Annotated in this window: 11 protein-coding genes; 5 read left to right on the forward strand and 6 right to left on the reverse strand. The window is 46.4% G+C overall.

The genetic code is table 11. From position 1 onward, the window contains the following. Positions 1-534: 534 nt before the first annotated feature. The 3 genes from J3491_RS07280 to lplA all read right to left on the reverse strand — a co-directional run bounded on the left by J3491_RS07280 (position 535) and on the right by lplA (position 3,224). Positions 535-987 (reverse strand): hypothetical protein, encoded by a 453-nt coding sequence (locus J3491_RS07280; protein WP_075102234.1) that lies wholly within the window; start codon positions 985-987, stop codon positions 535-537. Positions 988-1,000: 13 nt separating this feature from the next. Further along, positions 1,001-1,999 carry a PAAR domain-containing protein gene (locus tag J3491_RS07285; RefSeq protein ID WP_100748764.1) on the reverse strand — a complete coding sequence of 333 codons (999 nt, stop codon included), beginning with the start codon at positions 1,997-1,999 and terminating at the stop codon, positions 1,001-1,003. 220 nt (positions 2,000-2,219) lie between these two features. After that, entirely contained in the window at positions 2,220-3,224 is a 1,005-nt protein-coding gene (gene lplA / locus J3491_RS07290) for a lipoate--protein ligase (protein WP_207969680.1), read from the reverse strand. 187 nt (positions 3,225-3,411) lie between these two features. Here lplA and J3491_RS07295 point away from each other — a divergent pair, with 187 nt between their 5' ends. Next, a complete protein-coding gene (locus J3491_RS07295; protein WP_100748766.1) occupies positions 3,412-3,666 on the forward strand; it encodes a DUF4282 domain-containing protein in 255 nt (84 codons plus the stop codon). Positions 3,667-3,870: 204 nt separating this feature from the next. Here J3491_RS07295 and J3491_RS07300 read toward each other — a convergent pair whose 3' ends face one another. Then, on the reverse strand, positions 3,871-5,478 hold the full coding sequence (locus J3491_RS07300) for a GMC oxidoreductase (RefSeq protein WP_207969681.1): 1,608 nt from the start codon (positions 5,476-5,478) through the stop codon (positions 3,871-3,873). 315 nt (positions 5,479-5,793) lie between these two features. On the opposite strand from J3491_RS07300, the gene trpB reads away from it, so the two are divergent. Both trpB and J3491_RS07310 read left to right on the forward strand, forming a co-directional pair. Then, entirely contained in the window at positions 5,794-7,068 is a 1,275-nt protein-coding gene (gene trpB / locus J3491_RS07305; RefSeq protein ID WP_207969682.1) for a tryptophan synthase subunit beta, read from the forward strand. A gap of 133 nt (positions 7,069-7,201) precedes the next feature. Continuing rightward, positions 7,202-8,104 (forward strand): DMT family transporter, encoded by a 903-nt coding sequence (locus J3491_RS07310; protein WP_207969683.1) that lies wholly within the window; start codon positions 7,202-7,204, stop codon positions 8,102-8,104. Positions 8,105-8,193: 89 nt separating this feature from the next. Here J3491_RS07310 and J3491_RS07315 read toward each other — a convergent pair whose 3' ends face one another. Next, a complete protein-coding gene (locus J3491_RS07315; RefSeq protein ID WP_207969684.1) occupies positions 8,194-8,961 on the reverse strand; it encodes a YidX family protein in 768 nt (255 codons plus the stop codon). Positions 8,962-9,180: 219 nt separating this feature from the next. Between J3491_RS07315 and J3491_RS07320 the strand changes: the two genes are divergently transcribed. Continuing rightward, positions 9,181-10,608 carry an outer membrane protein transport protein gene (locus J3491_RS07320; protein ID WP_207969685.1) on the forward strand — a complete coding sequence of 476 codons (1,428 nt, stop codon included), beginning with the start codon at positions 9,181-9,183 and terminating at the stop codon, positions 10,606-10,608. A 6-nt stretch (positions 10,609-10,614) separates the two neighbouring features. On the opposite strand, the gene J3491_RS07325 is transcribed toward J3491_RS07320, so the two are convergent. Continuing rightward, positions 10,615-11,802 carry a hypothetical protein gene (locus J3491_RS07325; protein WP_207969686.1) on the reverse strand — a complete coding sequence of 396 codons (1,188 nt, stop codon included), beginning with the start codon at positions 11,800-11,802 and terminating at the stop codon, positions 10,615-10,617. Positions 11,803-12,495: 693 nt separating this feature from the next. On the opposite strand from J3491_RS07325, the gene nemA reads away from it, so the two are divergent. Then, entirely contained in the window at positions 12,496-13,605 is a 1,110-nt protein-coding gene (gene nemA / locus J3491_RS07330) for an alkene reductase (protein ID WP_207969687.1), read from the forward strand. Positions 13,606-13,789 lie beyond the last annotated feature (184 nt).

The raw sequence follows: 13,789 nt of genomic DNA on the forward strand, positions 1-13,789 counted from the left end.
CGCAGCATCTGTCAGCGTAGACACAGCAAGCAAGGAAAATTTATACCAGTTGCCCGTTCATATGAGCGCATCGATTTTATTTCGAACTGACTATATATCGATTGTCTTAGAGTTAGATATTTTTAATATGATAAGTTAATCTCCAGTCATCCACTGCTTCATCTGTTAGTTCTCTACCTGTGTCAACGTACTGTAAGGGGTTGAATCTAGTTGACATATCTGTATGATTGATAGTTTTGATATGTGGACTTGTTTAAAAACTAAAGACTATTGAAAAAATATAAATTAGAAAAAATGACTATAATACTCTTTTTTAGTGCGATCACTTATTTCCAGATTTTTTAGGTTGCGTGATTTATAGTTTTGATAATTATACTCGGATTCAGAAAATATTTTAACAGGGGTGGTGTCTATTATGTTCGATTACTTATTGATTTTTTATCAGTGATTTTTAACGCAATATATACTGATTTTTTTTGTTAAGATATTAACATGGATGGGGTTATAAAATTTCGTGATAGGTGTTTTGTTAAATTATTGATAGTTATTACAGTCGATATTTGAGGAGTATTCAGCTCTTTTGATATCTATAGCATTATCGCCACTCATCCAGTTTCTTTTATTTTTCAGTATTTTCTTACCATTCAAATAATTTTCAAATTCTATAGAACTCTCTGTTTCGAAAATATTTCCGTCACACACATTGATAAAGAAATAAATTATTCCATCGCCTATCGACGTTTTAAAATTCGTGGTTGAGCCATAAACATAAGGGTTTTGTACATACCAGCTATCAACAGCTGTTACTTTGCCTGCTATTTTTTCACCCTTGTAAGTCAATTGGTAATTTTCGCTAGAGATATATTTCAGTTTTAACTTACCTAGGATTGGCGGTTGATATATCTTATGATTAAGAAGTGATAATACTGTTATAGTTAACAGAGTAATGAATAATAAAACTAAGAGGTTTTTATGTTTTTTAAACAACTTTTATCCTTACCTATTTTTTAATAGTTATGTTTATATAGTTCGACCAACTCCCTGTGATTTTATAGGGCGTACCGTTCGGATCCCAGCTTCCTGGTATCCAGTCAAATGTATCGTAAGGATCTTTAAATTTATCTTTGAAGAAGTAGTTGATTTTTCCAGAGATTCTAATATCACTTACAGAGTTTTTATTTATTATACCTTCGAATTTACCAGCTATTACGCCACTACCATAAGCCCATATCCCAATTTCTTTACCAACATTGTAAGAGTTTTCAAAAGTGTAGTCTTTATCATTTATTTTGAATTTTCTAACTAATTGATGAATAAATCGACTTTGTATTGATCCATCTTGTTTGAATGCTCCTTTTCTAACAACTGCTTTTTTCAATAACTCTAGGGAACCTAGATTTTCTAGTGTTAAGGGTTGACCTTGACCATGTAGATAGTGGTTAAACATCTCTTCATTACCAACATAGTTTTTAGGCTTATCGGTTGATAATAAGGGGTGTGCTTTGTTGGTATAGTGTTTGCCAGTGTTGTACTCATCTAACAATCTACGAGTTTCTAAAGGTGATTTTCCTTGCTCTTGGCTCCATAGTCCGAGAGAAAAGGCACCTTTAATCCAATCTTTTTTACCTCCTATACCAAATGCACCATTGTCTTGTACAAAGTTATTGCTTAACTCACTATCAGGCTCCGAATTTGCAAACACCAAAGGCTCTGCCTGCTCAACTCCCATCACATCAAAATCCGACTCCGCAAATGACTGCTGAATCGCAATCAGCTTAGCGCCGCAGCTTGTCACATCGCCGCCGCGAGCAATAGGTGCGCCATCGACAATAAACGACGGGTCACCACTAACAATAGTAGTGACCTTTTTACATTTTTTACAGATGACTTTATCGCCTTTACGCGCGACAGAGATACCGTTGTGAGTGGTGTGCGGTGAGCCGGAGATGACCATCCCACCGTGAGAGGTCTTTGCGCCGACGGTGATATAGGCTGCCATAGTGCTACCTTGCTTAAACGTTTAAAGTTTGGACTTTTATAGCGGATCTATTATGTGCATCACATTATAGAGGGCTATGACGCTAAATATCAAACTTAAGTTTATTTAAAGGTGTAGGCTATATATCAATCTCAGTCGGCGTAAAGTATAGATGCTTTTGAGTAATTGGCTGCAAAAGGAAGTTGAGTCTATGCATTCATTACAGATATCAAGCAAAAACCTAACCTTCCATCTCACTAGTCAGCCACTTAGACACGTCATCAATTTGCGCTGCCAAATCAGCATGAGCCTTACCTAATTCAGCAAGCTTGGCATTAATCTCATGTTTGTCATATTTGATATCAGTCAATGTCTCTTTTAATAGATCAATTAATTCAACGTTTAGCGCATCAGAGAAGATAACCACATCGCGTATCACTGCTTGCTTCACATCAAGGTGCAAATCAATAATGCCCCAATCAAATCGCGTCTCTATGTGATGAGTAAATTCAGGCGTCTTGCCAAAGCGCCAATCCCAATCCGCCATTTGCTGATAATATTTGTTTAATGTCGGCTGCTTAGCGAGACTGGCTTCATCCAATTCTTCTACTGGCGCGGTATCATTATAATATTCATAAAACGCTTCGATAATCGCATCAGATAAAATCTCATGATTGATATTCTCATTAAACTCAACCAAGTTTGCCACGCGCGCACGAACCGATTTAATGCCTTTAGCTTTGAGTTTAAGCGGATGGGGGTTGAGGTAGTCGCCGAGCTTTTGCATGTTGGCATTGACGAGTAACGTACCATGATGAAAGCTGCGATCGGCGGCATGTTTAAAGGCGCTGCCGGATATTTTCTTATCACCAACTTGCATGTCGTTGCGCCCAGATAAATCCGCATCTATGCCTAATTTTTTAAGCGCGTTAATAATAATGGTAAAGTTTGCGTCTTGGTCATAGTCGTTTTTGGGTGATAAAAAGGTAAAGTTGGTATTGCCCAAATCATGAAACACCGCGCCGCCGCCACTCTGTCGCCGCGCCAAAAACACCTCGTCTGCTTCCATCTTATCGATTTTGCATTCCACCCATGGATTTTGTGAGCGGCCAATGACCACGGTCTCGCTATTTCGCCATAGGAATAATGTGTGCGAGTCTGCGTCGAGGGTATTAAATATCCAATCTTCGGTGGCGAGGTTAAACCACGGGTTGGTCACGGCAGACTTTAGAATACGTAGTTTCATTTTTTGTCCTTTTTCAATTATTTAAAAGCAGTATGAAAATTAATCACGATTAAAGTGAACTTATGTCTCTAATTAGATTGTTTTGTTAATCTACATAGGTATAATGTTGCTACAATATTACACTTAATATTAAGCCTTATTTTGTCATTAGCTTTAACAATCCGCATTCCATTTAGGACATTAGACCATGAATTCGTTATTATCATTTGATTCTTTCATTACACCCAGAGTTATCACTATTATATATTGGCTATCGCTATTTGCCGTTTTTGTTGGCGGTATTAGTGTGATGTTCTCAGGTATGGGTGCGGCAGGATTTTTTGCAGGGTTAATGGTTATGGTGTTCGGTGCAATCTCTGTCAGAGTGTATTGCGAGCTTATTATGGTTATATTCCGCAATAATAAATACTTAAAGACAATCAGTGAGAAAAGTCAACTGTAAGTAAGCGCTTGAAAAAAAGTGTTCGGTCTTAACAAGCTGTGCCTAAGTAGGTTAGCGCATATGTAGCCCACCGTTTAAGACCAAACATGATTTTTGATATAGTCATAGCAGTTTTATCTTAATTCATAATAGGCATAAATATATTTATAAAGAAATGCTACCAAGAGGTTTTTCCACCTAAGAAAATTCTAAAACTCTAACACCCTACCCAAAATCTTCTTTTAAAACCCTCGCCATATTCCGCTCAGCAAGCCCAGTGATAAATACATACGGATTGACCCCAGCGCTACCGGGGATGAGCGCGCCGTCTTGCACGTAGATATTCTTATGCCCTTTGACGCGGCCTACGTCATCAGTCGCCAAGCCGAGCACACAGCCGCCTAGCGGGTGATAGCAAAAGTCATCACCGAAGCCTTTGGTAAACAGCAAGCTTGAAGTCGAGCCGCCATTTACTTTGGCGAGTTTGTCGATCAGCTCTTTAGCAGCGTTCACCGAATACTCGTTTTGCTCGCGTTTCCAGTTGAGTTTCACGGTTCTGCTGGCTTTGTCATAGTAGTAATTGCCGCGCTCTGGATTGTCCGTAATGGCAAGATACAGCGTCGTCCACGTCTCAAGTCCGAGTGGTAGGGGCGCAAGCTCAGCAAAGATTTTATACTTAGAGCCGTCTCTGTCGCCGTCCCACATATTGATGCCCTTGACCGGAATGGTCGATTGGGTAGTGCCCGCGGCATGGACGAAATTGCGCCCCGTCATGATGTTGCCATTAGGGCCCCAATGCTGGCCAATGTGTTTGTTTAGGTTATTCAGCTTGCCTTCGGCTTGGCTTTTGAGCAGTAGCTCTGAGGTGCCGGTACTACCAGCGTTGAGGAATAGTTTGTCGCAAGTGTAATGCTCGATACTAGCGATGTTATCGATGCCGCCTGTGGTATTAAGGACGTGAACTTCTAATCTGAGTTGCTCATTATCGAGCGCTTGGATGCTATTGACTTTGCGTAGGGTTTTTACCGTGACATTGCCCGTGGCTTCGGCGTCTTTTAGGTAGGTTAAGTCAAGTGAAAACTTGCCAGCGTTATTGCCATAAATGACTTCACCGCCGAGTGCTGAGGCATAGACTTCGCCACGCGCTTCCTTTTGCATGTAATCAAAGTCATAGCTGTTGCCAAAAAACTCGGTTTTCAGTCCTGCCCTCGACGCTTGGCGTTCCGCGGCGCGGGTGAATTCGTAATGCTTGGACTCATTAAAAAACGATTCGGGGATGTTGCTGACTTTCAGGTTTTTCATAGCACGGGGAAAATAAGTATCGTACATCTCGTCACTATCTATCCACGGAAAGACGGTTTCAAAATGCGCGCGCCTTGGCTGGATAGCAATTGCACCATTGACGATAGAGCCGCCGCCATAAGCGCGTCCTGCAAAAACTTTCATCTCGTCATACTCGATCAAATCGAGCACGCCCGGATACTTCCTGATAGGAATGGGAATCGGAATCGGGGCGTTTGGCATATTGCTAAACCAGCTTGAGCGTTTATCGGCGCTGATCATTTTGCAAAAGGTATCGTGCTCAGGCGTTCTGTCCCAGCGCATGCCCATCTCAAGTATCAGTACTTTATGCCCTTGCTCGCTCAAGCGCAGTGCCGATACTGCGCCGCCGTAGCCACTACCGACGATGATGTTAGGAAAGTGACCCGCTTGGGTGACAGTCGTAGGCAGTTTTGGCTGCTTGGCGAGAGTTTGGCAACCGCTGATGGCTGCAGAGGTGCTGACGGCTCCCAGCCCTAAGCCCATGGCTTTGATAAGTTGACGACGCTGCATAAGCTTCCTGATGGTCTGATTTATCTAATGAACGAGAGTCTAGCAATATTACCTTACTTTATTATTTCTTGGTGACAGTTTGTGCGATGTCTGCCGTCTCAGTGACATATCGTGCATAAAAAACGGTGCATGACGCGAGGATAGGGCAGTCAAATATACGATGCGACTTGACCTAGATGACAAGTTGGCTTAAAATTTGTTTCAATGTACTAGAACAAAGATACAACTAAATGTGTTAACCAAGTTTGTTACAGTCAAATCTGTTTTTAATGAGCAAAATCACGGCGTCATATTTAATAGATATAAGGGTTTACGATGACAACAGAAAACACCGCCAGCAGCCATACCACACAAAACCATAATACAAAAAACGTAACAGACAGCTACGGTCTGCATCAATCAATCTTGCCGAGTAATGACGGGCTGTATGGCGAGTTCGGCGGCAAAATCGCTCATCCTCAGCTGGCTCAAGCCATGAGTGAGATCGAAGCTGGGTTTCGCAATATCATCAAAGACGATGACTTTATCACTGAGATGCAGCGCTTGCGTGAGACGTATGTGGGCAGACCAAGTCCGATATTTCATGCTAGGCGACTAAGCGCACACTGCGGCGGCGCGCAGATTTATTTTAAGCGTGAAGACCTCAACCATACGGGCGCGCACAAGATCAACCACTGCCTAGGTGAAGTCTTACTCGCCAAAAAACTGGGCAAAACCAAAGTCATCGCCGAGACGGGCGCAGGCCAGCATGGGGTAGCACTAGCCACGGCCGCGGCGCTGATGGGCGTGGAGTGCGAGATACACATGGGTGTGGTCGATATCAAAAAGGAACATCCAAACGTTAGCCGTATGCGAATCTTGGGTGCCAATATCGTGCCTGTGTCACATGGGGCGGGGACGCTAAAAGAAGCGGTCGACAGTGCTTTTGAGACGTATCTCAATGAGCTGGACACCAGTATGTTTGCCATTGGTTCGGCGCTCGGGCCTGCGCCATATCCAGAAATCGTCAGCTACTTTCAGTCAGTGATTGGCCGTGAGGCACGAGTACAGTTTTTGGACGCTACTGGAAAATTGCCTGACAAAGTAGTCGCTTGTGTCGGCGGCGGCTCCAATGCCATTGGTCTTTTTAGCGGGTTTTTGGGTGATAACAGCGTAGAAAAAATAGGGGTCGAGCCTGCTGGCGAGGGGCTGGAGACGGCCAATCATGCCGCCACCATGACACTTGGAGTCAAAGGCGAGATTCATGGGTTTAAATGCTACGTGCTACTCGATAAAGACGGCGAGCCTGCGTCTGTGCATTCGATCGCCTCTGGTCTCGACTACCCAGGTGTCGGCCCGCAGCACTCACTCTTGAAGGATAACAATCTGGCCACTTATGAGTCAGCGACAGATGCAGAGTGCCTAGAGGCATTTATGGCGCTATCGCGGCTTGAAGGCATCATACCTGCTCTAGAGACGGCGCACGCCATCGCCTATGCGATGCGCGCGGCCAAAGACATGTCGCCTGATGAGACGATTTTGGTCAATTTATCAGGCCGCGGTGACAAAGATATTGATTTTGTCTTAGATAAAGTGGATTTGTCAAAATAACAATCAGATGTCGATATTTAATCGCTACTTACGCTATGTTCAATACGTCCTAAGCTGTTATCATTGCCATGTTTTATCACATGGCATTTTTTATGACTGCTAAGGCAGTCTCAGCGCTAACTAGGACGAACCCATGAGCAAACGCGATCTCATTATTTTTATCACGCTGTCGTTTATGTGGTCGCTGTCGTTTGTGTTTTATCGCATTGGCGTGCCTGAGTTTGGCTCATTAGCGTTTGCCAGTCTACGGGTGATATTTGCTGGACTGGTGATGCTGGTGTTTGTCATGGTCAATAAGAAAAACCGTGACGGCCTGCGCGATCATTGGCAGCTGCTGGCGTTGGTTGGTATTTTTTCTGCGGCTCTGCCGTTTGTGTTGTTTTCTTTTTCTGCTCAGTCGGTCAACGCAGGGGTGTTGGCGGTGCTCAATGCCTCTGTGCCGATGATGAGCGGCTTTATCGCCAGTACTTTTTTTAAAGACCGGCTGTCCAAAAGACAAGTGCTGGGCTTGGTCATCGGCGTAATCGGGGTCGCTATCTTGATGAGCGAAAGCTTGTTTGCTGGCGGTGTCTCAGAGGCCGGATTGGCTAACGGTTTGTTGCCGATGGGCTATGCGCTACTTGCCTGCGTCGGCTATGCAGTCGGAGCCAATATCACCCGTCATTATTTATATAATGTCTCACCCGTGGCCATCACTGCAGGCTCGCTGATCATCGCCAGTATTTTGATGCTGCCTGTGGCTTTTTATGCGTTTCCTTATGAGCAGAGCATCAGCGCCAAGGCGTGGGTGTCGGTGGTTTGTATAGGTGTCTTTTCTACAGCGATTGCCCTCATCTTTATGAACCAATTGATCAAAAATATCGGACCGACGCGGGCGACGAGCATCACTTTGGTGATTCCGATTTTTGCCATTATCTTGGGCTATGTGCTGCTGGGCGAGGCGCTCGATACCCGCGCCATCATTGGCTCGGTGGTGATATTAATCGGCACTTATCTGTCGCTTGAGTTGTCGGTTAAAAAACTGCTGAAATCCTAAAGTCGCGCAGGCCATCTCATCGCTGAAAGGTAAGGATTTGCAGCCAAATACTAGCAGCCAAATACCATGTCAAGCCCGCGGCGGCGTGGTTAATTTGCGCCTCCGATCATGATCAGCTGAATAGGAAAGGTAATGATGTCAAAGGCTTTGGCAAGAGGCATCAGCGCCTTTAGCCTTTTTTCTTCTGCCAACGTGGTGTCTGGCTGATAATGATAAAACGTCAGGGCGATTGGCTGAGCAAAACGGTAAGGCAGCGTCTCGCTATTTTTTATGGCCGGTGCTACCGTGACGGGCAGACGCCGCAAGGTTTTTGTACAGCGGGTCATGCCGCCAGCAAAGCCATCGTGACACGTAAAGCCAGCGCCCTCAAGCTGATCCGTTTCACCGGCGGCGAGCTGCTGCGTTGGTTTTTCATACCCTAGTCTCAAAGCCATACAGCCCTGCACTGAGGGGCAGCCGCTTTCACCAACTCTTATCGCAAAGTGCGGCGTGTCTTTTGTTGGCATGGGTTTAAAGGAAAAATGCGCCAGATCGACGTGATTCAGTATAGCTGTCAGCTCAGGATCTTGGTTTGCGCTCTGTACCAGATAGCTGTGTTTTTCCCCTGCAAACACAATCGCATTATCCACGCCCTCAATAGGCGCGCTAGGCTTACCAACGGCGATGAGTCTATCGGTCAGTTGCTCGACCGCGACCCATCTTGCATCTTCTTGTCGCATTAGCTGATAGTCGAGCTTTTCTGTCGCAAGACAGCCGCTCAAGGCCAACATAAGCCCCATACTACAAGCCGCTGGCAAGTATTTTTTTGCAAGGTGTTTTCGATGCTTTGTTTGGGGCGCTTCGGTTGGCGTTTGCATGTTTTTTCTCTGTTTGATCGATGTTTTTGACACATTAAATACGCGATATTGCCACTATTTAATACGAATAAAACACTGCCTATTGGATGACGGTGTTGCTTTTATATTGACAAATGTTAGCTTTCGCTATTTAATCGAGAGACACACAAGCTAGAGATAGGACGGTGGTCTCGCGTTTTGTCCTATCTTAGCGTTTTTTACTGACAAAAGGATATTGTCATGACATCACTGCCATCTGCACGGTTGGCTCGCACGGTTGCGACTTCTCGTTTTTTTTATTTTAATCAAGCCTCACGATATCTGCTGGCGGCCAGTAGTCTCACCGCACTGAGTCTGAGTTTAAGTATCAGCGCTGCGCATGCCGCTGGCCTAGAGTATAGCAAGCAGTCTGTTGCGCCGTTTTTTGAGCCGGGCAACTACGCTGAGCTGTCCTACGCCTATATCGATCCAAAAATCGAAGGCACCGATATCGCCGGCAACAAAATCGACGACATGATGGATGATTTTGACTTGCCTGGAGCGGCGATAAAAATTGCACCGACCACCAACACCGCGTTGGCGCTGATTTACGAAAAGCCTTTTGGAGTCGATACCAAATATCCAGCAGGCAATATATTTAATAATGAAATGGGGCCGACAGAGGCGCGCATCGAGACGACAGGTATCACGTTATTGGGCGGCGGTAAGGTAACCAACAATATCTGGCTGTATGGCGGGCTTGAGCACCAGACACTAAAGGGTAAAGTCACAGGCGCGCAGCCTGTGGGCATGACTACGGCAGTGGCGGAAGTGCTGGATCTGGTCGGTGCCGCGTTTGGCGTGCCAACTCTGGCGGAGTATAACAATCTGGTCGATAAGCAAAACAACGGCACCATTAGCGCAGCGGAAGCAGCAGCGTTAGAGACGGTCAATGGACTTGCCACGCCAGTGGCAGAAGCGCCGACCTATTATACGCTGGACTTTGAAGACAAAAGTACCCTCGCACCAGTACTGGGCATGGCTTATGAGATACCCGAGATTGCCCTACGAGCGGCATTGACCTATCGCGCGCCTGCCAAGTATCAGGTGGCAGGGGTGGAGAATTTGCAAGTGATTTTGCCGCCTGCTGCTGGCGGTGATGGGGTCACGCCCAGCCCTGCTACCGATGAGGTTGCCTTACCATTATCTGGTAAGTCAGAGGTAAAAATGCCACAATCGCTCAACTTTGATTTTCAAACCGGTCTGAGTGAAAAATACCAGCTACTTGGGATGCTCAATGCGCGCTGGGTGGACTGGAGCGATTTTAGCGTGACGCCGCCGGTGGCTACCGTGGCCACACAAGAGCCGCTCGCCGCTTACAAAAAAGATGGCTACGCGGTCGAGGTGGCGCTGGGTAAGCAGTTTAACCCACAGCTCTCAGGAGAGATTCGCGCCGGTTATGACCATGGCACTGGCGCACCGCTTAGCTTATTGGGGCCTTATGACGCCATCACCACCTTGGGACTGGGCGCACAGTATAAGCTTAGCGAGCAATTGAGCGTCTCTGCCGGTGGCCAGTACATGTGGTTTGAGGGTGGCCCTGTCGATACCAAGGTCGATGGCCGTGTGGCAAATATCGACGACGGCACTGGCTACGCGCTAGGCATGAAGCTTGGCTATCACTTCTAGTGCTTTTTATGCAGCGGCTTGCGCGTCTATGCACACAATACCTGTCAAGCAGTCCTTGCTATCTACTGACTGTGGTAGCGCGAGGTGTAGGGCGCGGCTTAATTGATAGCGGGCGATGTTGTCTTTATTGGTGTCATCGCCGCCACGTTCACTGCTAGCAGGTATCGGATAGCTCTGCTGGCGCTCGCTCGCCGTCTGCTGCATAAATGCCAAAAAAGTCTGTGCGTCTTTTGCCAGCTGACTATTTGGACGGCTGGCCAGCTGCTGTAGCAGCCTATTATTTGCAGACTGAGTCAATGTCCGTATCTCATCATCTGTCCACCGCGTACGCTCTGAGCCAAAAAACAGTAGATATCGATACAGCGTAAATAACCGTTTGGCATCATCATAAAAATAGCTGTCAGGATAGCGCGTCATAAACTCCTCCCAAAACACCGCGCGCTCAACCACAGTATCAAAGGGTATGGTAATCGCGGCATCAAACCACAGCTTATGCTGGTTGTCCTGCGCCATACGCTGGATAAAATCACGCTGATCGTCTGGCAGATAAGGGGTAAATATCTCTGCCATGGTGGTCAGATTATGATAAAACTCAAAATTGCCTGCGCCGATATAGCGCACCTCGATATCAGAGCGGCCCATGACCAGACCAATGAGATAGCGAACCCGTGGCGGCACTTGTTTTAGTTGTGCCACGGTGATTTTTTCGCCGCGCTCGACGGCATTCATCACTGTGAAAAACGCGGCGCTGTCGGTCGGCGGGTTAAACTGCAAAAAACGCTGATACATCGCTTGATACTCGATCAGCAGTTGCAGCACTTCGGTATTATTGGCGCTTGGTAAGCACGTTTGTATTTGGCGCTGCACCGTGTAGATGCTTTCTGCCTGACTTTTATGATCGATGGCGTTTATGGTGCCGTGTAGTTTGGTGCAGATCAGCTGCTGTTTTAGGGTTTCTTCAGATAGCGCCACCAGTGCTTTGGTCAGCGCTTTTGGCGTTTTGGCTTCTGTCAGCTTGGGCGTGTCAGTAGTGGTCGGCACAGGGGCGTTTGGTGATTCGGTGGTTGGCGCATCCGCAGCGGTATCCTCCAATGGGGTGTTATCTGCCGCCGGTGGCTGACAAGCGCTGATGCCCACGCACAATAGTCCAAGCGCCATACTACATGCTAACTTGCTTTTTTGTCTAAACTGCATCCCCTTTATACTCCATCGCATGACATATCTATAGTCGATTCTAAGTAAAACAGATACATTATATGTCAACGTGAAACTGGTATAAATTTTCCTTGCGTGCTGTGCCTGCGCTGCTCGATGCTGCATAAAACTCATCCCAGTCCCACTGTATCGTTTTTATACTGAACTCACTATAGTTTCCTTATCAGTTTTGCTGATCTATTTATTTACTGGTTTGTTCACCCATGGTTTTATTGGTATCGGCGACAGGCATTTTATCCTTTGCTTGATCGCTAATATAGGTCGCAGGGCAGTATGGTACACGTCATTGTGACATATTTAGCCGAGGTTTTATCGTCATATCATTAAGCATGATTGGCTGCGTTGATTTGCTGCATGGATGACAGAGCAAGGGGCAGGATAGATAAAGACCAAAGGTGTTTTTGTTTGTAACGCTTGCTTGAATAAATCCATCCGCCCCCTATAAAGATAACGGTCGTTCAATATGACTTTTTATGTCTTTATTCATGACTTTTTATGTCTCTATTCGGTCGCAGCGCATATCGATACGAAGCGCACCGATACCATAATAAGTCTGCATGACAAAGCATTGAGCGACGTGATAGCGATGTATCTGATTTATTTAGCGTCGACTATAATCAGCAGCATAATAACGAACATTCACCAATAACGACAAACACCATAGGGCACAATATGGCACACGATAATTTATTTGAACCCGTAAAAATGGGCACCCAAACCCTAAAAAACCGCATCATTATGGCACCTCTGACCCGTCTGCGCGCAGTCGAGCCAGGCGATGTGCCGACCGCATTGGCAGGCGAGTATTATTCGCAGCGCGCAGGGGCAGGGCTGGTCATCACCGAAGCAACGCAGGTATCCTTTCAAGCCAAAGGCTATGCTGGCGCGCCTGGTATTCATACGCCAGATCAAGTCACTGCATGGAAAGCTGTGGTCGATAATGTCCATGCCAAAGGCGGCAAAATCGTCGTGCAGCTGTGGCACACAGGACTGGTCGCGCACAAAAGCGTGCAGCCAAATGGGCAAGCGCCGATCTCCGCCTCCGATGTCAAGGTCGGCGCTCGAACCTCACTACGTGATAGCAACGAGCAAGCGATCCGTGTGGAGGCCACGCCGCCGCGGCCAGCGACACTAGATGAGATAGAGCAAGTGATCAAAGACTTTGCGCAAGCGACAAAAAATGCCAAAGAAGCGGGGTTTGATGGGGTAGAGATTCATGGCGCTCATGGTTATCTGCTGCATCAGTTTTGGGTTGAGCAAACCAATAAGCGCGAAGATGCGTATGGTGGTAGTCGCGAAAACCGCGCGCGTTTGACGCTCGATGTCATCGATGCTTGTGTCGATGCATGGGACGCCGATCATGTCGGTATTCGTGTGTCACCGCAAGGCTCGTTTAATGGCGTAGATGCTGGCTACGATGAAGACGATAATATTTGGCTGATCGAGCAGATCAATGCGCGCGGCCTGATGTACCTGCATATCTCAGAGCCTGATTGGGCGGGTGGTACGCCTTATACCGAAGGCTTCCGCCAGCGTATCCGCCAAGCGTTCGACAACATGATTATCGCAGCTGGCGGCTATACTGCCGAAAAAGCGTCGCAAAATATCCAAGCCGGCTACATCGATGCGGTGGCATTTGGTCGCGACTATATTGCCAACCCCGACTTGGCCGAGCGTATCCGCCAAGCGGCGCCGCTTAACGAGCAGCATCCGCAGACTTTTTATGGTGGCGGCAGTGAGGGCTATACTGACTATGCGTTTTTGAATAAAAAACAAGCCTAACGTCGCGATGACTAACTTTAAATCTTAAGCGTTAAAAAGCAGCTTTACATCTTTGTAAAGCGGCTTTTTTATGAGAAATTCGATGTTAGGACTTCGATATTTGTTAATTTTGACAGACCCTTTAGTAGGGTGTGTCCTCATTTTTAGCCCATTTAGATGGCTATTGATTGAATTGAGATACGCC

Source organism: Psychrobacter halodurans (assembly GCF_017498075.1).
In the GTDB taxonomy this organism is placed as follows: domain Bacteria; phylum Pseudomonadota; class Gammaproteobacteria; order Pseudomonadales; family Moraxellaceae; genus Psychrobacter; species Psychrobacter celer.